General features: G+C 36.4%; 20 protein-coding genes. 8 read left to right on the top strand and 12 right to left on the bottom strand.

The window, feature by feature from the left end:
- Positions 1-17: 17 nt before the first annotated feature.
- Genes hemG through yjbM form a run of 5 tightly spaced genes read right to left on the bottom strand, consistent with a single transcriptional unit; the run spans position 18 to position 4320 of the window.
- Complete coding sequence (gene hemG / locus CBF30_RS05680; protein ID WP_126823590.1) at positions 18-542, bottom strand: menaquinone-dependent protoporphyrinogen IX dehydrogenase; 525 nt, start codon at positions 540-542, stop codon at positions 18-20.
- 13 nt (positions 543-555) lie between these two features.
- Positions 556-1926, bottom strand: a complete 1371-nt coding sequence (mgtE, locus tag CBF30_RS05685) for a magnesium transporter (RefSeq protein WP_126823592.1) — start codon at positions 1924-1926, stop codon at positions 556-558.
- A gap of 18 nt (positions 1927-1944) precedes the next feature.
- Positions 1945-2844, bottom strand: coding sequence for an RluA family pseudouridine synthase (locus tag CBF30_RS05690; RefSeq protein ID WP_126823594.1), 900 nt, complete (start codon positions 2842-2844; stop codon positions 1945-1947).
- Positions 2841-3656: an NAD kinase gene (locus tag CBF30_RS05695; RefSeq protein ID WP_126823596.1), complete on the bottom strand. Its 816-nt coding sequence runs from the start codon at positions 3654-3656 to the stop codon at positions 2841-2843. Before CBF30_RS05695 ends, CBF30_RS05690 begins: the two co-directional genes overlap by 4 nt.
- Before the next feature lie 10 nt (positions 3657-3666).
- Positions 3667-4320: a GTP diphosphokinase gene (gene yjbM / locus CBF30_RS05700; protein ID WP_126823598.1), complete on the bottom strand. Its 654-nt coding sequence runs from the start codon at positions 4318-4320 to the stop codon at positions 3667-3669.
- A gap of 173 nt (positions 4321-4493) precedes the next feature.
- Here yjbM and CBF30_RS05705 point away from each other — a divergent pair, with 173 nt between their 5' ends.
- The gene (locus CBF30_RS05705; protein ID WP_126823817.1) at positions 4494-5096 is read left to right on the top strand and encodes a CYTH domain-containing protein; all 603 of its coding nucleotides are present in this window, start codon (positions 4494-4496) and stop codon (positions 5094-5096) included.
- 80 nt (positions 5097-5176) lie between these two features.
- Positions 5177-5827 (top strand): DsbA family protein, encoded by a 651-nt coding sequence (locus CBF30_RS05710; RefSeq protein ID WP_126823600.1) that lies wholly within the window; start codon positions 5177-5179, stop codon positions 5825-5827.
- Positions 5828-5925: 98 nt separating this feature from the next.
- On the opposite strand, the gene pepF is transcribed toward CBF30_RS05710, so the two are convergent.
- Together pepF and CBF30_RS05720 are read right to left on the bottom strand one after the other, a co-directional pair.
- Positions 5926-7737 (bottom strand): oligoendopeptidase F, encoded by a 1812-nt coding sequence (gene pepF, locus CBF30_RS05715; RefSeq protein WP_126823602.1) that lies wholly within the window; start codon positions 7735-7737, stop codon positions 5926-5928.
- Positions 7738-7765: 28 nt separating this feature from the next.
- Positions 7766-8965, bottom strand: a complete 1200-nt coding sequence (locus CBF30_RS05720; RefSeq protein WP_126823604.1) for a competence protein CoiA — start codon at positions 8963-8965, stop codon at positions 7766-7768.
- A 178-nt stretch (positions 8966-9143) separates the two neighbouring features.
- Here CBF30_RS05720 and CBF30_RS05725 point away from each other — a divergent pair, with 178 nt between their 5' ends.
- The 3 genes from CBF30_RS05725 to CBF30_RS05735 all read left to right on the top strand — a co-directional run bounded on the left by CBF30_RS05725 (position 9144) and on the right by CBF30_RS05735 (position 12731).
- Complete coding sequence (locus tag CBF30_RS05725; RefSeq protein WP_390221006.1) at positions 9144-11264, top strand: LTA synthase family protein; 2121 nt, start codon at positions 9144-9146, stop codon at positions 11262-11264.
- A 143-nt stretch (positions 11265-11407) separates the two neighbouring features.
- Entirely contained in the window at positions 11408-12154 is a 747-nt protein-coding gene (locus tag CBF30_RS05730; RefSeq protein ID WP_170168954.1) for an FtsX-like permease family protein, read from the top strand.
- 13 nt (positions 12155-12167) lie between these two features.
- Positions 12168-12731: a hypothetical protein gene (locus tag CBF30_RS05735; protein ID WP_126823608.1), complete on the top strand. Its 564-nt coding sequence runs from the start codon at positions 12168-12170 to the stop codon at positions 12729-12731.
- A 64-nt stretch (positions 12732-12795) separates the two neighbouring features.
- Here CBF30_RS05735 and CBF30_RS05740 read toward each other — a convergent pair whose 3' ends face one another.
- Genes CBF30_RS05740 through CBF30_RS05750 form a run of 3 tightly spaced genes read right to left on the bottom strand, consistent with a single transcriptional unit; the run spans position 12796 to position 15352 of the window.
- Entirely contained in the window at positions 12796-14259 is a 1464-nt protein-coding gene (locus tag CBF30_RS05740; protein ID WP_126823610.1) for a sensor histidine kinase, read from the bottom strand.
- Positions 14256-14981 carry a response regulator transcription factor gene (locus CBF30_RS05745; RefSeq protein WP_126823612.1) on the bottom strand — a complete coding sequence of 242 codons (726 nt, stop codon included), beginning with the start codon at positions 14979-14981 and terminating at the stop codon, positions 14256-14258. Before CBF30_RS05745 ends, CBF30_RS05740 begins: the two co-directional genes overlap by 4 nt.
- Positions 14978-15352 (bottom strand): SdpI family protein, encoded by a 375-nt coding sequence (locus CBF30_RS05750; protein WP_126823614.1) that lies wholly within the window; start codon positions 15350-15352, stop codon positions 14978-14980. Before CBF30_RS05750 ends, CBF30_RS05745 begins: the two co-directional genes overlap by 4 nt.
- 138 nt (positions 15353-15490) lie before the next feature.
- On the opposite strand from CBF30_RS05750, the gene CBF30_RS05755 reads away from it, so the two are divergent.
- Positions 15491-16270, top strand: coding sequence for a Cof-type HAD-IIB family hydrolase (locus CBF30_RS05755; RefSeq protein WP_126823616.1), 780 nt, complete (start codon positions 15491-15493; stop codon positions 16268-16270).
- Positions 16271-16373: 103 nt separating this feature from the next.
- On the opposite strand, the gene CBF30_RS05760 is transcribed toward CBF30_RS05755, so the two are convergent.
- Positions 16374-17051 carry a VIT1/CCC1 transporter family protein gene (locus tag CBF30_RS05760; RefSeq protein ID WP_126823619.1) on the bottom strand — a complete coding sequence of 226 codons (678 nt, stop codon included), beginning with the start codon at positions 17049-17051 and terminating at the stop codon, positions 16374-16376.
- A 194-nt stretch (positions 17052-17245) separates the two neighbouring features.
- On the opposite strand from CBF30_RS05760, the gene CBF30_RS05765 reads away from it, so the two are divergent.
- On the top strand, positions 17246-17866 hold the full coding sequence (locus tag CBF30_RS05765) for a YczE/YyaS/YitT family protein (RefSeq protein ID WP_126823621.1): 621 nt from the start codon (positions 17246-17248) through the stop codon (positions 17864-17866).
- 154 nt (positions 17867-18020) lie between these two features.
- Positions 18021-19352 carry a hemolysin family protein gene (locus tag CBF30_RS05770; protein ID WP_211340484.1) on the top strand — a complete coding sequence of 444 codons (1332 nt, stop codon included), beginning with the start codon at positions 18021-18023 and terminating at the stop codon, positions 19350-19352.
- 30 nt (positions 19353-19382) lie between these two features.
- Here CBF30_RS05770 and CBF30_RS05775 read toward each other — a convergent pair whose 3' ends face one another.
- A complete protein-coding gene (locus tag CBF30_RS05775; protein WP_126823625.1) occupies positions 19383-19886 on the bottom strand; it encodes a hypothetical protein in 504 nt (167 codons plus the stop codon).
- Between the last annotated feature and the right edge of the window lie 126 nt (positions 19887-20012).

Genomic DNA, 20012 nt, shown 5'->3' on the forward strand with positions numbered 1-20012 from the left:
AGTTTGAAGTGTTCTTTTTATCGCTCTTCCACTAACTTTATGCCAAATTGTTCTACTTTTTCCCAATCAGTAAACTCAATATCTTGCGAAGAGTCTGTGGGGCCTTTCGTTAGATACATAATTAACTGAATCATTTTCTTATCAAAAAAATGGTATTTGCTATACAAAAGTGCCCCCGCAAATATCGCAACATGGTTAGGTTCCCAGTCAATTTTTTCTAAGAATTTTCTGACATATACATTATTTTGAGGAACTGCCTTTGCTGGATTTCTTGCTATTAGATTAATTCCAACAAAATCACCCGCTTTTTCTTTTAAGTAATGTGCATTCTGCGCAACGAATTGAAAAAGAATTTTTGGGAACTTACCATAGCGAATCGAAGCAATCACCACTATTTTATTCGCCGTTTCTAGCTGTTTTTTGCTCACGACGCTCATATCTGCGACTTTGACTATACATCCATTTTGTTCTAACACTTTTTCCAGTTTGTCTGCAATTTTTTTTGCTTGTCCATCTACTGTTACATAAACAATTAAAATCATTTTTTTCTCCTTCTCAATGATGAATAAAATAGTGCATGAATATAGAAGCAATGCTAAAATAAATCAAAACACTCGTCAAATCACTGAGAGTTGTTATAAACGGACCACTCGCAACAGCTGGGTCAAACCCCAGTCGATCCATCAACATCGGAATTAAACTACCTGCTAGATTTGCAACCGTAATCGCACACAGCATGGCCATTCCAATAACGAAACCTAACATAAAATTATGTTGCCAAAACCCGACAATCAACATAATTGTCACCCCAGTAATAGCCCCAGTTACAATCCCAGTTAAGACCTCACTAAAGACCAAATGAAAGAAGCTCGTATTATTGTTCTCATTTGTCGCAATTCTTCTTACTGCGACAGCAAGTGACTGTGTTCCAGCATTTCCAGCAGTACCTGTGATTAATGAGATAAAGACCGCTAATATACTGGCTTTACTTACAAGTGCTTCATAATGGCTAATAAGTGTCGCTGTTGACATCCCCAAAAAGAGTAAGGTTATCAGCCATGGTAATCGCTTAGAAGCTGCTTTCCATGGATTTTCATCCACCACTTCAATATTGACCCCAGCAAGACCTGAATAATCAGATGCTGCTTCGTCGTCAATAACATCAATAATGTCATCTACCGTTACAATTCCAAGCAAATAATCCTGATCATCTGTAACAGGTAACGCAAGGAAATCATAGTCCCGAACCGTTTTGGCAATGTCTTCTTGATCCTCATCAACCTGAACTGAAATCACACGTTCGTTCATGATATCCGCAATCATTGTATCATCTTCATTGATAATCAAATCTCTTAAGGAAATCACGCCAACTAAACGATTGCTAGCATCTACAACATAAACATAATAGATGGTTTCGGCAACTTTTGCTTCACGTTTTAATAGATGCATTGCCGAGCGAACTGTTTGATTGGCCACAATGGAAACATATTCCGTTGCCATGATTGAACCTGCTGTATCTTCTTCGTAATGTAGTAGTTCTTTGACTTCCCGCGCCTCTTCTTCTTTCATCAACCTTAAGTACTTGGTTTGCCTGCTTTTGCTTAATTGTGATAAGATATCTACCGCATTATCCGTGTACATCTCACCAAGCATATCTGCAACATATTGCGGATTCATCTCTGCGATATACTCACTGACCTCTTCGTTATCTTCTTCAATCACATCGAACATATCTGCAATTTCTTTTGGTGATAAGTAACAATACATTTTTTGTCGTTCTTCTTTAGAAAGTGATTGGTAGAACTGACCTTGTTCATACACATGAAAATCCAAAAATTTAGCACGAAATTCTGGCATCTCTTCGTTTTTAAGAAAATGCAAGAGTTGACTAACTTGCTCTTGCATTTCGATTTGATTTTCTGACACAGAATCTCCCCCAATATATTACTCATTCTTTTTATCGATAATCTTTCTCATATCTTCTGGTAATGGCTGTTCAAAATGTAATGTTTCACCCGTAAATGGATGTTGCAAGGAAAGAGAGCGACAATGTAATGCCTGCCTTGATACTCCAGCATCTAGAACGCCACCGTACAAATCATCTCCAAGAAGTGGGCAACCTAAAGAATCAAAATGAACCCGTATTTGATGGGTTCTTCCAGTATGGAGCTTGATATCCACTAGCGAATAGTCCGCAGTCCTTTTATTCAACCAATACTCCGTTATCGCTTCTTTTCCTTCGATAGTTACTTGTCGCTTAATTAATGAACTTGTATCTCGTCCAATCGGCGAACATATAATATCATGTGTTTTTAAACTATCGCATGGATCACTGACGAGTGCTTGATAACATTTAATTATCTGTTTTTTTCTCAGTTGTTGATCTAAACGTGCGTGTGCAAATCCATGACGCGCAAACAACATCAAACCAGAAGTGTCTCGGTCTAATCTTGTCACTACATGAACGACTCGGTCGTCATAGTCCTGCGCGCAGTAATGATACTTGACACGGTTGACCATGGTTCCCACAGGATGATACTGTGCAGGTATCGAGGCAACGCCAGATGGTTTATTGACAATCAGTAGATGTTCATCCTCATAAACAATATCCAGTCCCGTATCATCAGGAACAACCGTTTCATGCTCTCCTTCTGCAGGAATTTCAATAGTAATATTATCTCCATTCGTCAAATAAAACCTTGCATTTTGGACTTCATCATTGACTAAAATATTGCCTCCACGAAATTTTATTTTAGCAAATAACCCTTTGGAAACCCCTTTTTCTTTTAAAAAGTATTTAATTTGTTGTGGTTGCTCTTTTTCAAATACCCATGTAAATCTCATTCCAATGCTTCTCCTACTTTTGAATCACAAATGAATGCATCCCGAACCCGTAACCAGAAATGCGTATGTCTGTACGACGCAAAATGAATGCGTTCCTTTGCAATTTTGTAAACAATTTTCTTTATATTCTGTTCCTTAAAATTCAACTGATCAATGGTCAACAGATATTCTCCATGCTCTGAGAGTTTCAGTTGAATCCACTCATCACTTGGAATCACAACCGGAGAGCCTAAAGTTCGGTAAACTCGGTTATTCAGTGACGCGATCTCAGTCAACTGTAAGGCGTTGATTCTTGGATGAAGCACCGCTCCACCAACGCTTTTATTGTATGCAGTAGAGCCTGTTGGCGTCGCAATGGACAAACCATCTCCACGAAATACTTCGAATAATTCTTCTTTAATAAAAATATCCGTCACCATGGTTCGATTCACATTGCGAATCGTCGACTCATTTAAAGCCAAATATTTTTTTTGTTGATTGTTCCCATAAGTAACATGGACTTCTAGAAGTGGATAACTCACACTATTTCCTTGATCCTTACTCAAACTTTCAACTAGAGCAGCTAACTCGTAATCACGCCAATCTGTATAAAAGCCCAAATGACCTGTATGAATCCCAACAAAACGAACCTTATCCAATAAATGGGCATACTGATGAAAAGCTGAAAGAAGGGTGCCATCTCCCCCAACTGTAATCACAATATCAGGAGAGTTCATCTCAATTTCTGCATTCGTATCTGCGATTAATACTTTTAGTTCCTTCTCGATTTTTTTTGATTTTTCTTGACCATTTGCTACAATCGCAATTTTCACAGATACTCACCTACTTTTTATTTTCTAACTTTTTCTCATTCCAACTGCCCTTTCCATGAGAAAATAAGTGTTGTGCTTCTTGAATTTCTTCTCGAATAGTGGACATTTCTTCATCCAACTGATGAGCGGCCTCTGCCGCTCTGGCTAAACGCACATTGATTTCTTTTGGAAACTCTCCATGATACTTATAATTCATCGAGTGTTCAATGGTTGCCCAAAAGTTCATCGCCAATGTCCGAATTTGAATCTCCACATGAACTTCTTTTTCTCCTTCAATTCGCTGAACCGGATAAGAAACGATTAAATGATACGACCGGTAACCACTAAGTTTTTTATTGGCTATATAATCACGTTCTTGCAGAACTTTCATATCTTTACGAGAGCGAAGAAGCTCCACAACTTCATAGATGTCTTCTACAAATTGACACATAATCCGAAGGCCTGCAATATCTTGCATCTCGTCTTCTATTCTTGACTCTGGAATGCCTCGTAGCTGCATTTTATTTTTTATACTGTCGATTGATTTGACTCTTCCTGTGACAAATTCTATTGGAACATGCATATTTTTTTCACGAAATTGTTTCCGAATCCCTCGTAGTTTTACTTTTAATTCATCCACAGCCTGCTCATAAGGTTCTAAAAGTTCTATCCATTCCTTACTCATCGCAATTCTCCGTTTCTACATTCTGTTTTATACACATCAGAAACATTCTATCATAATTCTGACAAAATAGTTAGCAGTAGCCTCAAATCATCCTACAAAAACAGAAGATTTGACGAATGTACAGAAAACAGGTAAAAATAGGAGGAAGAGAAAAAAAGAAGGACTGTGTAATTATGGCTGAAGAAAAAGAAATTGAATTTAAAAATCTATTAAACGAGCAAGAATATAGACAATTACTCCAAACATATTGTAATCTAGATACACCCTTTTTTGTGCAAACCAATCATTACTTTGACACGCCCGATTGGGAACTAAAAAAACAACATATGGGATTACGCATTCGCTTGAAAGAAGAGTATGCTGAATATACGCTAAAATCCCCATTGGATGACCAACAAGGCTTACTCGAAACTACCGAGGTTTTCTCGAATGAAAAAGCCAATGAGTTGATAAATACTGCTAGTCTTCCTCAAATGGGCGAAGTCGCAGATAAACTCACAACTTTCAAGATTTCGGTAGATTCGTTACGCCTTATTGGTAGTTTGAAAACAAAACGTTGTGAAATCAAGCTTGATAATACTCATTTACTGGTTTTAGATGAAAGTTGGTATGGAAATTGTCACGATTATGAGTTAGAATTAGAAACTGTGTCCTACGACGAGGGAAAAAGATATTTTAAACTTTTACTTGATAAACATCATCTGATTCAAAGACCTGTTCAAAACAAAGTGGTTCGCATGATTGAAGCAACACATGCTAGTGATGCCCACAAGTAATCCACCTATTACCCACAACTTTTAGGGAAAGTGGCATGTCTACATTCCCTATTTCATAGATATAAATTGGAGGAGAAAACATGATTGAAATCTATTTGTTCATTAGCCCACTGGGACGGCAATGTCTAAAAACAGAGAAAATGATGCTCGATTTGATTTCAAACGAAAATAAAAAATTTCAATTTAGAATTATTCCTTTGTTAAATTTGCATACAGTCCAACGCTATTTAATCAAGCAAGCATTACCTACTAATGATATTCAACTGAGAAACAAGATATTCAAAGAGTTTTATTCCGCTTCGTTAGACTATAAAGCGCTGCTTCTTCAAGGAAAGAGAAAAGGTCAATCTTTCCTTTTTAGACTGCAAGAAAAAGTGGGCGTTCAAAAAATTCCTTATTCCGCTGAATTAGTTAGAGAAATTATTCAAGAAGTCGGAGCGGATCAAGAAATGTTTCAGGTTGACCGCAAATCCAACGCGGTAAAACGTTATTTTGAAAATGACCAAAAAACCGCTCATGAGATGGGCATCACAGAGCATCCATCAGTAGTTGTTTTCAACTATGCTTGTGATCGTGATTATGGTATTTTGATTGAAGATTGTGGCAAAACTGAAATTTTCCATGAATTGTTCAAGACGGATGAAGATAGTTGCCAACTAAATTTTAATCCAATCAACGATGACAAACAGAACCGTTTGACAAATGCCAATCTTCATCTCATTCGCAAATAAGAAGCTAAAACAAGAACCCCCAAAAAGTAGCATTAGCTTTTTGGGGGTTCTTGTTTTAATCTCTTCACAACAAAAGCGAAAGACAAGTATTCGCTCGTTTATAGTTTTTCAATCAGTGAATCTAATTCATTTAGACGAGCTTCAAAGACTTTCATCGCATCTTCTATATAATCTGGTTTGGTCATATCTACTCCCGCTTTTTTCATGACTTCTATTGGGTAGTCACTGTTTCCAGCTTTTAAGTAGTTAAGATACTTTTCAAGCGCCCCTTCTTCTTTAGACACAATTTTATTGGCAAGTGCAGAAGCAGCTGAAAAGCCAGTAGAATATTGATAGACATAGTAGTTATAGTAAAAATGAGGAATTCTCGCCCATTCATCGGCAATTTCAGCATCTCTTTCCACATCTTCACCGTAATATTTTGCATTTAAGTTGCCGTAGTATTCAGACAAGTATTCACTAGTCAATGGTACCCCTTTGGCATCTTCTGTATGAATGAAATGTTCAAATTCAGCAAATTGTGTTTGACGGAAAATAGTTCCTTTAAAACCATCTAAATAATGGTTTAACACAAATGCACGAACTCGAGGATCTTTTTCTGTTTCTAACAAGTGTTCGGTTAGGATATTTTCATTAGTAGTTGAAGCTATCTCTGCTAAGAAAATCGAATAGTCGCCATAAACAAAAGGTTGATTATTACGAGTAAAGTAACTATGAACACTGTGCCCCATCTCATGAACAAGTGTATACAGTTGATCCAAGCTATCATGCCAATTTAGTAAAATATATGGTAACGTGTCATAACAACCAGACGAATATGCGCCACTGCGCTTCCCTTGATTTTCAACGACGTCAATCCATCTCTTATCAAATGCATCGTTCACAATAGCTAAGTATTCCTCGCCTAGCGGTTGAAGTGCTGAAACTGCTTTTTCTTTAGCTTCTTCGTAGCTATACTTGATTGGTGCTTCCCCTAAAACAGGTGTATATAAGTCATACATATATAATTTATCCACATTTAACAACTTTTTGCGTAGAGCTACATAACGATGCAACAAAGGAAGATGTTTGTGCACTACTGATAATAATGTATCGTAAACCGCTTCTGGAATATGATTGCTGCTTAAAGCCGCTTCACGAGCAGAAGAATAATTACGCACCTTGGCATTGTAATTATGAACTTTTACATGAGCAGAAAGTGTACTTGCTAAAGTATTACGAAATTGATGATAAACAGTATAAAGTTGTTTGTATGCTGCTTTTCTTACCTCGCGATTGGTACTTTCTAGCAATTGACCATAAACTCCATGAGAAAGTTGAACGTCTTCTCCTTCTTCATTCTTTACAACAGGAAATGTCAAATCTGCATTGTTCAAAATACTAAATGTATTGCTTGAAGCACTGAAGATTTCCCCAGCACCCGCAAGCAACGCTTCTTCTTTTGAAGTCAATACATGCTCACGACTGCTTGTAATATTCTCAATAAAATGTTTGTATCCTTCTAACTTAGGATTTTCATTGAAAAATGTGCGGATTTCTTCATCAGTTAAAGACAAAATTTCTGGTTCAAACCAAGCAGCAGCTTCACTTACTTTAGCGGCCAAGCTGTTCGCACGCGCATGGATTCCTTGATACAAAGTATTTGTTGTGTCTTGATCATTTTTTAGATGTGAGTAAACATATACTGTTTCCAAATCACGATATAAATTGAGCACAAACTCAATTCCGTCAAAGAAAGCTGTTGCACTCTTTCCAAGAGTTCCCTTAAGTGCGCCAACTTTCTCTAATTTTGATGCAACCTCTTCAAATGCTTGATCAAACTCTGCATCTGTTGCAAAAACTTTGCTTAGATCCCAAGTAAGGTGTTCTTCTACTTCCGAACGTTTTGGTAATTGTTTTGTTTCAGCCATTCTATTATCCCCTTTCGTTTTCACTCCATTATAGTATCATATTTTTTCTTGGTATTCTTGATAATTGCTTAGTATTTTTTAAAATTTTCCGATTATTTAGCTGATTGAACGGCTCTTTTTTTTGCATTTCCCCCCAGCTGGTAAAGTAAAAAAAATGTGGATTCAATTGTGCTAACAAAAAACAGTCTACTAGATAATCAAGATAAACACGAACAAAATCCTCAACCAAGTTTCTTAAGTTACAGTTGGGGAATTGAATAATTTCTAACTTTCCTTTTTTGATTTCTTGTAATAAAAATTCGGTTGTCGTATGCACATGTAATCTTACTGTCTGACTTTTTTGCCAATGCACCCACAAAGATACTTGCCAAATTAAGCAATCTGTTTTCATAAATAAAAAATCAGGACATAATCCATAATAATGGGCGGGTAACTCCCGTACATTTTGCCTATTTTGATAAAAATAAGCTTGAAGTATGCCATACTTTTTTTCTTTTTTTATCAGACCGTGTACAATCTCCCGATAATGGATTCTTTGTTGTTCAACAATAGAAAAATAGCGGCGATGAAAATATTTCGCACACTTGGGAAACTGAAGCACTTCTTTTAAAGACAGATCACATTTTTCCTTTTGCCATATTTTCGTCAAATAGTGGGTCTTCTTATTTCTTCTAAGATGTTCAATGTGAAATTGGAGTCGTAGTTGCTGTTTGTGTACATCTAACTCCCAAAGCGCGTACCCTAAACGCAGATAATAATAGAAAAAAGCTTGTGTGCTTCGTGGCAGCCTGCTGTGTAGAAAAAACTTTTCCCCTACCATCCAAAAAACCTCATAACCATATTTTTTATAATTTTCTGTTCTTTTTAGCAGCATCTCCAAAGAAATTGGGCTACATTGAAACTCAATGGCATAGTGTCCTTCAATTAGCAAATCCGGTCGTTGCTGCAAATCGGGTAAATAGGCTTCAAGTTGATAGCTCAACCCTTGCTCTTGACACCATTCTTTTAGTAGTTGCTTTCCTAATAAGTGCTCAGGTGTTTCTCCTTCTGTATAAGCCTCACACGCCTCTTTTCTTAAATGAGCAAAATGTGCTCTCTTGTGTGGTCCCGCTCTCAAAATAACAATCTGGTGGCAGGCTAGACATCGATACCTTGATCTTCTTGTTGAAGAAGATTGCTTAGCCAACGCACTAACGACTTGTCCTTTCTCATTTTCAGCCAGTAACATGTTCTCACCTCTGGTTTTAAAATACGCACTTTATCTTGTTTATCTTTAATTTTATTTAAGTTGCCTAAGCTAAATTGACAGTTCTTTTGGCAACAGTTAGAATAAGTGTAATTGTTTTAAATCAATCTTGTCATTTACGCGTCTCAACAATAGTTTTACAGAAAGGGTGTCCCTAATTTTGAAACGTTCTTATGCACCAAAATTTTTAAATCGTCGGATGGGCTTTTTTCTCCTAATGGTTTTCTTATTTTGGCTAAAAACATGTTTTTCCTATCTTTTTGAGTTTAATTTAGGCATTGAAAGTATCCAGCAGTACCTCATCTTGCTGATTAATCCTTTTCCTACTGCCTTTTTAATTTTTTCGATTGCGTTATACATAAAAAGTCCGAAAAAAGCTTATACTACACTCTTTATTTTATCCTTATTAACGACTATTTTGTTGTTCTCAAATGTGGTTTACTACCGCGAATTTTCTGATTTCATCACTGTCAATACTGTTCTAAGTACGGGAAAAGTTTCTGCTGGGCTTGGAGAGAGCGCATTAAAATTATTTAGACCCTATGATGTTTTTTATTTTCTGGACTACATCCTCTTAATTTTCTTGTTTGTCCGGAAAAAAATTAAACTGGATGCTTCTCCTGTCGTTATCCGGAAAGCATTCGCTATCACCTCGATGTCTTTATTACTTTTCTCCATTAATCTTTCACTTGCTGAAGCTGATCGTCCTGAGTTATTAAAGAGGACTTTTTCAAGAGATCATATTGTCAAATATTTGGGCATCAATGCTTTTTCAGTATATGATGGGGTTCAAACTTACAAATCTAATCAAAACCGAGCCCAAGCCAAAGAGAGCGACTTAGTTTCTGTCCAAAAATATGTCAATAGTCATTATGCTGCTCCAGATCAGACAAAATTTGGTATCGCCAAAGGTAAAAATGTGATTTACATCCATTTAGAAAGCTTCCAACAATTCCTGATTAATTACAAACTAAAAGACGCAAATGGCGTTGAACATGAAGTGACACCTTTTTTAAATAGTATTTTCAAAGATAAAAGCACCTTTAGTTTTACTAATATCTATCACCAAGTCAGCTCTGGAAAAACGAGTGATGCGGAAACTCTTTTGGAAAACTCGTTATTTGGTCTTTCTCAAGGTCCACTGTTTACACAACTAGGGGATAAAAATACGTTCCAAGCCGCCCCAGCGATTCTTAGTCAAAAGGCTGGCTACACAAGCGCAGTTTTCCATGGAAATGCTGGAACTTTTTGGAACCGAAACGAGACTTACAAACGTTTTGGCTTTAATTACTTTTTTGATAGCAGTTATTACAATGTAACCTCTGATAATACTTCCCAGTATGGTTTGCATGACAAAGAACTGTTCAAACAATCGATTCAATACTTAGAGCATTTGCAACAGCCTTTTTATACAAAATTCATTTCTGTTACCAACCATTACCCTTATCCTGAATTTAAAGGAGCAGAAGCCGGATTCCCACTTGCTCAAACAAGCGACTCAACAATTAATGGGTATTTTGCAACAGCAAACTATTTAGACAAATCAATCGAAGAGTTCTTTAATTATTTAAAAGAAAGTGGCCTCTATCAAAACTCAATGATTGTTTTTTACGGAGATCATTACGGGATTTCTAAAACTAGAAATCCTGATTTAGCCGAACTTTTAGGGAAAACAAAAGATACTTGGACTGATCTAGATGATGCAAATATGCAAAAAGTTCCGCTAATGTTCCACATTCCAGGTAGAACAGACGGATCCGTTTCGAGTGTTTACGGCGGGCAAGTGGATGTATTGCCTACTTTACTACACTTACTTGGCGTTGATACCAAAAATTATTTCCAGTTGGGCCAGGATTTATTTTCAAAAGACAACGAACAATTAGTTGCCTTTCGAAATGGTGATTTCATCACGCCAAAATACACGGTACTTGGTGATAGTATTTTTGATAATGCGACCAGTACATTGATGACCACACCATCCAACGAAGTCAAAGCAGAAGTCAAAGCCTTACGTAAAAAGGTGGAAAAACAACTTTCCACCTCAGATGCACTGAATACAGGGGATTTACTTCGCTATGCTGATAATGGCTTTAAAGCAGTTAATCCTGCCAATTATAATTATAAAAATCAATTAGAGCAGTTAACAAAAATTGAAAAACAAAAAGGTGCTAAATCAACCAGCATCTATTCTGAGAACCACAATACTTCAACCGTTGATCTTTATAAAACCAAAACCTACGAACAATATTTTGGTCCAAGTACAGCCACACAAAATAAATAAAAATAAAAAAGCATCATGCAAAGAAATAACTTTGTGTGATGTTTTTTTGTCGTGTCTCTTAGCCTTTTTATAAGTTTAGTTCTTTTTTCATATTTTATTCACAACTACCTTTTATAATGAAACTAATCAAAGGTGGTGGGAAAATGACGAGACTTCGATATGCTTTTGCTAGCGTTAGATATCATAAAAAAAGTGGCTATCTGCTATTTTTATTTTACTGTTTGATCCTAACACTTTCAACTTTTTGCTTGAGCCTCATTCAAAGACAACTCAATGTCATTGCTGCCGTAAAAGATCGTTGGAATGTCTTTCTTCAGTCTTTTCCTTCTGCCAAAACTAGTATTTTTAACCAAGTACAATTATGGAATAAGGAAGTACTTAAGAATTATATTTTTATCGGACTTTTTTCTATCCTATTTTTTTTAATTGTATTCTTACTAGTTAATTTTAAAATACAATCACAACGAAAAAGGGAAATTGAATCCCTAGAATTCTTAGGACTAAAGCCTTATCAAATGACGCTACAATTTATTTTAGAACTATTTTTACCTTTACTATATAGCTTTTTTACCCTTATTACATTCGCTTTACTGTTTTCAAATTTTTTCGTTTCCACTATCAACCAGAGTAACGATTATATTTTGAATCAGCATGATGCCTCTATGAATAAAGTTGCATTAGAAGTCCATAGTGCCAATCAGAGCCAACAAGCTTTTTTGTCTTTTAATCAGTATTCATTTCTAAACGTTGAAAATCATCAAACTAGTTTGGCTGAATTACAACTCTATCTAGCCCTGATAGGGAGTTTTTTAATCATTAGCTTCAGCTCGATCCTTGTTTCATTCATTAGTTCTTTCACCTATATTCATTACTTACGCAAAAAAATCTAGAAAGGAGTTTATTATGAATATCAAACCACTTTGTTCCTCTAATACATCTGGATTTACGATTGTCGTTGCATCGATTGATCGTATTCATTTTTATTTTAACCAACTTAGAAAAGAAAGTTTAAGTTGTCCTGAGCAAATCGTATTAATTCAAAAAGAAACTTCCTTTTTGCCTTTCCTAACCCTTCATGACAATTTGCTTATTGGACTCAAAAAAGAGGCCAAGTCTCAGTTGAAAAACTGGCTCTCTTTCTTCCAACTTGATATGCAAACCTTACAAAAGTCCTCTGACCAGATAAAGGAGCTAGATTTACTGAAATTACAGTTAATTCGAGCGTTATTAACAAAAAAAACAAAAATTTTTTTAAATCAATCGCTTGATTGCTTGTCTGTATACGAAATCCAACAAATTCTTCCTACACTTCATAACCTTAGTCAACAAGCAGGTATTCATCTCGTTTTATTTACACAAAATCCTCAAATTGCCAAAACTTCTTTTTGTGATTGCTGTATTCATGAGCCTAGTAACAAAAGCAATGTAGAAAAAGTTGGGACAAAAACATGCCCTTCTGATAAATAAACCGAAGTTTCTTCTGTTTATACCCTTTATTCAGATACTAAAAGCCTGAAACATAACTTTTGAGTTATGTCTCAGGCTTTTCATTTTTTATTGGTTCGACATCAGGAAATGCAATTTTAAAGGTTGTACCAACCTCTTTTTGACTGTCAACTTCAATTTTTCCATGATGCAATTTCACTAACTGATGCACAATGGAAAGACCTAATCCAGATTCTCCGTACTTCGTATTTTTCCTTGAAGGATCTGCTTTATAATATCGATCCCAAATATTTTGTACTTCGTCTGGCGTCATGCCAATGCCTGTATCTGATATACTGATAACCGTTTCCAAATACCCTTTTTCAACCAAAATGGTAATAGTTCCATTTTGGGTAAACTGAATCGCATTTTGAATGATATTCACCATAATCTGCACAAAACGATCATAATCAGCATATACCTCAATCTCTTCATCTGCTATCAGCACTAACTGATCTGAAGAAGCTTCTGCCTTGCCACTTAGTTGATCAACCAAACTTTTAAGCGTTTCTGTGGCGCTGAATTTTTGAATGACCATACTAATCTGGTTCGTACGTATTTTTTCGTAGTCTAAATTTTCATTAACCAATCGGATTAAGCGATTGGTTTCATTTTGCATGAGTTCAATACATTTTTTCTTTTGATTTTCAGGAATTGCGTTGTACTCCAAGCCTTCTAGTAAGCCGTTGATTGTCGTCAATGGTGTTCGCATCTCATGCGCCGCATCTGCCATAAATTGCCGTCTTAGCTCCTCTTGATGCTCTATTTCTTCATGTGAGTCTTGCAGTGCCACTGCCATCTTATTAAAGTCCTCTGCCAACTCATCTAACTCGTCATTCTCTTTCGTTTCCAAATGAATATCAAAATTTCCATGTGCGATTTGATGGGTCGCCTTTCGCATCCGATTGATTCGATTCACTTGGAATTTTGCCAAGATATAACTAACAATTAGCGCAATAATAATGGAAAGAAAGAAGCCCTTGAGCATGTTTCCGGTTAAGTTTTTAAGACTTCCCTCTACACTGCTAACAGGTTGTGTCACCATGACCGCGCCACTAAAACTTGGGACGGCTTCCCCATTGACCACAGACCATTCAAACAGCGGGGTAATCACCATCGCCAAGCGAATGTCTTTTAATTTCCCAATCATTTTAACCGACTTGCCGGACTTGACTGCATTCCAATCGCTCGTTGAAACGTATTCTTTTTTTAGCGTGCCTGCGTTGGGATAACTAACCGTACGATTACTATTAATATAATAAAAATCAACATTGTCCCCATTAAGAACTAAACTAGACATCCGCAATGAGCTAATCAAACGCTCACTGTAAAGCGAGCCATCACTGTATTGTGCATTTTTTTTGGCAGTTTCTGCATAATTAATGAGCTGTTGATAACTATTTTCTACCATTGTTTTTTTAGTGAACTGTGTAAAAGAGATTGCAACGACGATTAGTATTGTTAAAATAATAGCCAAAAAAGCAATCATTTGTTGAAATAAGTATCTCATTGATTTCCGACTCCAGAATCATCAAACTTATAGCCTACTCCCCAGACCGTTTGAATAATTTGTGGACCTACCTTCTCAATTTTTTGACGCAATTTCTTGATATGTGCATCAACGGTTCGTTCATCCCCAAAGTATTGGTAGTCCCAGACCAGTTCCAGCAATTGATCTCTTGAAAAAACTTGTCTTGGTTTTTTGGCTAATGTAAAGAGCAAATCGAACTCTTTTGGTGTTAGTCCTGAAACAATGTTCCCATCCAAATAGGCTTCACGTGTCTTCGTATTCATCTTAAAATGATCCGTCACCACATCAAATGGTTGATTAGCAGTCGTATCTTCCCCAGTTGGCTTTTCCGCATTCTCTACTCGACGATGAAGCGCCTTGATTCTGGCAATCAGAGTCAACGGACTAAAAGGCTTGGTCACATAATCATCCGCTCCCATCTCCAGACCAATCACTTGATCGCTTTCAGAGTCTCTTGCTGTAAGCATGATAATTGGAACGCTTTTAGAAATCTTGCGAATCTCACGACATACCGTCACACCATCCAGTGTTGGCAAATTTAAATCAAGCGTCACCATATCCCACTTGGAAGGTTGTCCTAAAAAGGCATCTAATCCTTCTTTGCCATCATATTTAAATGTTGCTTCCCATCCTTCATTTAAAAAGAACATTTGCATCATTTCAGCAACAGATTCATTATCTTCAATCATTAATACATTCATTTTTCTCCCTCATTTCCAGAAAATGATTTCATTTGTTGTTCATCAATAGCCTGTAGTTCATAGGCATACTCGGTAAGCTTCTTTTCCGTTACAATAAAAATAGGCATAATTGGAAAAACGAGGAGCAACATTTCAATGATAAAAAAATTGGTCCAGCCAAAGTACTTTAGTATGCAACCAATAATTGCCATCACCACCCCAATAAATAACAGCATTGAGCTACTTACCTTTTGAGCATATTTCCACAGACGTTCATCCTGTCTTGCCAACGGTGAGCCGTAGCCGTATAATTTGATGTCATATGGTGCGGGTAAAATCCTAAAGAGAAGTCCCACCACAACTAAAATACATCCTACAAATAAAAAAATCATCTCTACGTCCCCCTAATCTTTCTTTCAGTATACTCTATTCAAACATTCATCGGCAAATATTTCTCTGCTTTTTTATGGAAGTCTGCTCTTTTTTTTGCTAAGATGAAACTATCGGAAAATAAAGGAGTCCTAGCTACTATGCAAACTATTAAAGCGTTAACTTTTTTTGACTTAGATGGCACATTACTTGACGAGCATTCAAAAATCACACCTGAGATTGCAGAGGCCATGGTTCAATTGCGTAAAAATGGAGTCATGCCGATTATTGCGACTGGCCGAACAAATTGTGAAATTCAAGATACGCTTGATAAGACTGGTATTAATTCAGTTATCTCAATGAATGGACAATACGTGCTTTTTGACGGAAAAGAAATTTACAGTAGTCAATTATCACCTGAAACTTGTGCCAAAATGTTAAAACTTACCCAGGCAAATGGTCATGACTTAGGCTTTTATAATGCTAATAAAATTGCGGTTACTCAGCATAATTCTTTGGTGAAAAAAACGTACAACTTAATTCATTCCGATTTACCTGAAATTCAGCCAGATTTTTATGAAAAAGAACCCGTAAATATGTTATTAGTCCTATCAGAAGATCAAACAACTGACCCGATTTATTTTGAGGCCTTTCCAGATTTAACTTTCTTCCGTAATGGGCCCTACTCAATTGATACAATTGCTGGTGATGGTTCAAAAGGAAACGGCGTCCGAAAACTGATCGAAAACTTAGGCCTTGAAGATGTTCCGACATATGCTTTTGGTGATGGTAGCAATGATATTGACTTATTCCTAGCATGCGAAAATCGTATCGCAATGGGAAATGCCATTCCTCAGTTAAAAGAAATTGCAACTCACATTACAACCAAAAATACCGATCACGGAATTGTCAATGCTTTGAACCATTTTCACTTATTATAAGCCATAGAAAAAGAAGCTAAGAAATCCGCTGACGGACTTAGCTTCTTTTATTTTACTTGAAATATATGAAATTTTTATGAAAGAATCATAAAGCAATTTCACTTTAAAACCCAATCCACCCTCCAACGCAGTAAGTCACAATCATCGTAAGCATTCCAACAAAGCAATTCCGGATGACCGCGGGTAAAATGGGGGCCTCACCTAAATAGCTGCTGATATAGCCAGTAATCGCTAATGCGATGCCCACAATAAAAAAGGTACCACCAATTTTAAAAGCACTCGGTAGGAGTAAAATGGCAATAAGTGGCAGTAATGCTCCCAACGAAAAAGAGACTAGAGAAGACAGTGCCGCACGCCAAGGATTTACATATTCTTTTGGATCAATGCCGTACGTCTCTTTTGCATGGATCTCTAGTGGTGCTTTTTGCATAAGTTCTTTTGCTACTTGCTGTGCCAATTCATTGGACAGACCTTTCTCGACATAATCTGCCGCTAGCTCTTGCTCTTCTTTCAGAAAATTTGTTTTTAACTCTTGTTTCTCTTGCACAATAATGGCTTTTTCAGTGTCCCTTTGTGTACTAACTGATACATATTCACCACCAGCCATAGAAAATGCTCCTGCAACCAACGATGCAACACCCGAAATCATAATTGTAGGTAGATGATTGGTCGCACCTGCAACCCCAAGTACGGTCCCCGCAACAGAAACAATCCCATCGTTTGCTCCCAAAACACCTGCTCTAAGTACGTTTAGCTTCTGACCCAAGTTTTCTTTTTTCATTTTCAACCCTCTTTCCAAATAATAGTATACCATTTTTCAACTATTGATTTCCCCCATTATTTCCCGCAAAAAATCAGATGAATATTTGATCCTTACATAAATATCATTTTATAATACCATTTATCACTTGACACATTCTCCATAGTTTGACATGCTAAGAGAATAAGAATAATGAAAAGGACGATGTCTATTTTATGGAAATTTTCAAAAAAATAAAATTAAGAAAAGTCTTATTTGCTTTTCTTGGAGTCGCCATTCTCGCACTAGGCGCTTCTATTTTAAATGTTGCTGGCGTAGGTTTAGATCCTAATACAGCTATGAACAGCGGGATTAGTAGTAAATTGGGAACTTCATTAGGAATTTTTCAATTATGCGCTAATGCGGTTATCCTATTATTTGTTTTTATTTTTGGACGAAAGTTGATCGGAATTGGAACCGTCATCAATATGGTATTAGCGGGATTCTTAATTGATGGCTTCTCTTCACTTTATTACAAGTTATTTTCCTTTCAAATGACATTTACCTATCAAGTAATCTATCTCATCGTTGGTGTACTCCTCTTTACATTAGGTGCCTCTTTGTATATGTCAGCGAATTTAGGCAATGCTCCGTACGATGCAATTGCTCCAATTATTGTGGAGAAAACAAATTTTGAATACCGCAAAGTTCGGGTTTGTCAAGATGTGATTGTCGTGATTATTGCTTTTTGTTTCAGTGGTCCAATTGGCGTGGGAACAGTTATTAATGCCTTTTTCACGGGTCCGTTGATTGATTTTTGGAATAAAAAAGTTAGCCATCCTTTAATTGGTGAATAATTTTATTAGTACAAGACAACTCTTTTATGTGTCTTGTACTTTTTTATTTTTTCTAGGTTAATTTATGGTATCATTAAAATAAAATAGACAGGTTGAGCGTTTAAATGCGCTCTTTCTGCAAGTTATTCGTTGAACTAAAGGAGATTACTTCATGATATTGATTCGTTTGATCATCATCGCTACAATGATTTTTTTTACCGCTCTATTTGTAGCGTCTGAATTCGCTCTCGTTAAAATTAGAACGAGTCAGCTTGAGCGATTAAAAGATGAGGGCAACAAAAAAGCAAATTTGGCACTCCATGTTACCCACCATTTAGATGAATATTTAAGTGCTTGTCAGCTTGGAATAACATTGACTTCGTTGGCTATTGGTTGGTTGGGAGAAAGTACTATCGAAAGCTTATTGCATCCTTTCCTTTCTTATCTGCCTATACCTGCTTCTGTGTTATCGCTTATTTCACTTGTCCTAGCCTTTTTAGTTGTGACTTTCGTGCACGTTGTTATCGGGGAGTTAGTGCCGAAATCCTACAGCATTAGCAAAACAGAGACCGTCGTTTTAGCAGTTGTGCACCCCCTGCATCTCTTCTACAAGATTACCTACCCTTTTATTTGGTTATTAAACCACGCGGCTAATGCAACTGGAAAGCTCTTTGGTATTCAGATGGTCGCTGAAGGAGATGAAACACATACCGAAGAAGAATTGCTGTACATTGCTACAAATAGTTATCGTAAAGGAGAAATTAATCGCGATGAATATGTTTATTTGAATAATATTTTCGAATTTGATGAGCGGATGGCAAAAGAAGTGATGACCAATCGTACTGAAATGGAAGTACTTGAAGCCGATACTTTGATTGAGCCTGCCCTGCATTTTGCCATTAACAAAACGCACTCTCGCTATCCTGTTATTGGTGAATCAAAAGACGAAATCATGGGCTATGTCACCTTACAACAATTAGTCAAAAGCTCTTTTGCCAAGGTTAAAGTTCCTTTGACTGTAGCAGACATTGCAAAAGAGCCGATTATCATGATTGAGACCATCCCTATCAAACAATTGCTTAAAGAAATGCAAAAATCACACAAGCATCTCGCTATTTTAATTGATGAATACGGTGGCACTAGTGGATTAGTTACAATTGAAAATATATTAGAGGAAATTGTCGGTGACATTCAAGATGAGGCGGATAAAGAGCCGATTAAAATGAAGAAGATTGCACAAGATAGTTATTTAGTAGATGGACGGGTTGAAATTGAAGATATTGAAAAACTCTTTGATACGGTTTTAAAAGAAACAAACGGTATTATTAGTATTGGTGGGTATATTAGCAATTTATACCATACTGAAATCTGTGAAGGTTTTTCCGTCACACTGCATCACCTTCGTTTTACTGTAACAGATTACGAAAATCATGTGATTCAGCAACTACGAATCGAAAAATTGCCAGAAGAAACTGAAGACACAGAAAAAAGCAGGGAGAGCAAATAATGCTCTGCCTGCTTTTTCTAGTAAAATTTCCTATTTCCAATCAAAATAAGGAATCTTATGTTGACTTAATTTACTAATTTCTGTTTTTCTATCCTCCGCACAATGAATCAACTCTTCTGAAAAATTTTCTAATACTAGACGTCCACCTTTGTAAGCAAATCCTCCCATTTCATGCGTTTCTTCGGGTGCTAGAATTACCTGCCTATGCGCGATATTTTTGAAAAATTCTTCTACTAGATAGTTTGGTAGATAAAAATAGTTTTGGGCACAAAAAGACTGCAAATAAACATAATCATCAATCGTAATATAGCAATCATCAAAGCTATCAAAACTGACATACTCTTCCATGTACAAAGATCTCTTTTGAGTAATTTCATTAATTTTACGATTTAAGAGCATCAACGTCTCCATCTCTTTCTTTTTTTCTTGAAGTTCGATATAACGTTGATATTTCTTATTGTGGTACGATTGATTTACACTCATGCTGATAAAAACAATGAGCGCTCCTATACAAACTGATATAATTTCAAGCATTAGACTCTTCCCTCACTACTTTTTTTTCATTATACCATTTTTTACTCGTTTTTTCTTCAAACAAATCAATTGACCTTTATTGACCAATTGTGTACACTTTTCTTATGACTTCCTTCTTTTTTTATG

The sequence above is a fragment of the Vagococcus entomophilus genome, from assembly GCF_003987595.1.
Taxonomy (GTDB): Bacteria; Bacillota; Bacilli; order Lactobacillales; family Vagococcaceae; genus Vagococcus_E; species Vagococcus_E entomophilus.

Coding starts and splice junctions, on each gene's coding strand:
- CBF30_RS05745 (WP_126823612.1), bottom strand. CDS start 14,981: ATGAATGTATTAATGATTGAAGATAATGAATCTGTTGCTGAAATGATG.
- CBF30_RS05765 (WP_126823621.1), top strand. CDS start 17,246: ATGGAAATTTTCAAAAAAATAAAATTAAGAAAAGTCTTATTTGCTTTT.
- CBF30_RS05730 (WP_170168954.1), top strand. CDS start 11,408: ATGACGAGACTTCGATATGCTTTTGCTAGCGTTAGATATCATAAAAAA.
- yjbM (WP_126823598.1), bottom strand. CDS start 4,320: ATGAGTAAGGAATGGATAGAACTTTTAGAACCTTATGAGCAGGCTGTG.
- CBF30_RS05705 (WP_126823817.1), top strand. CDS start 4,494: ATGGCTGAAGAAAAAGAAATTGAATTTAAAAATCTATTAAACGAGCAA.
- CBF30_RS05775 (WP_126823625.1), bottom strand. CDS start 19,886: ATGCTTGAAATTATATCAGTTTGTATAGGAGCGCTCATTGTTTTTATC.
- CBF30_RS05690 (WP_126823594.1), bottom strand. CDS start 2,844: ATGAGATTTACATGGGTATTTGAAAAAGAGCAACCACAACAAATTAAA.
- pepF (WP_126823602.1), bottom strand. CDS start 7,737: ATGGCTGAAACAAAACAATTACCAAAACGTTCGGAAGTAGAAGAACAC.
- hemG (WP_126823590.1), bottom strand. CDS start 542: ATGATTTTAATTGTTTATGTAACAGTAGATGGACAAGCAAAAAAAATT.
- CBF30_RS05710 (WP_126823600.1), top strand. CDS start 5,177: ATGATTGAAATCTATTTGTTCATTAGCCCACTGGGACGGCAATGTCTA.
- CBF30_RS05720 (WP_126823604.1), bottom strand. CDS start 8,965: ATGTTACTGGCTGAAAATGAGAAAGGACAAGTCGTTAGTGCGTTGGCT.
- CBF30_RS05760 (WP_126823619.1), bottom strand. CDS start 17,051: ATGAAAAAAGAAAACTTGGGTCAGAAGCTAAACGTACTTAGAGCAGGT.
- CBF30_RS05735 (WP_126823608.1), top strand. CDS start 12,168: ATGAATATCAAACCACTTTGTTCCTCTAATACATCTGGATTTACGATT.
- CBF30_RS05740 (WP_126823610.1), bottom strand. CDS start 14,259: ATGAGATACTTATTTCAACAAATGATTGCTTTTTTGGCTATTATTTTA.
- CBF30_RS05755 (WP_126823616.1), top strand. CDS start 15,491: ATGCAAACTATTAAAGCGTTAACTTTTTTTGACTTAGATGGCACATTA.
- CBF30_RS05750 (WP_126823614.1), bottom strand. CDS start 15,352: ATGATTTTTTTATTTGTAGGATGTATTTTAGTTGTGGTGGGACTTCTC.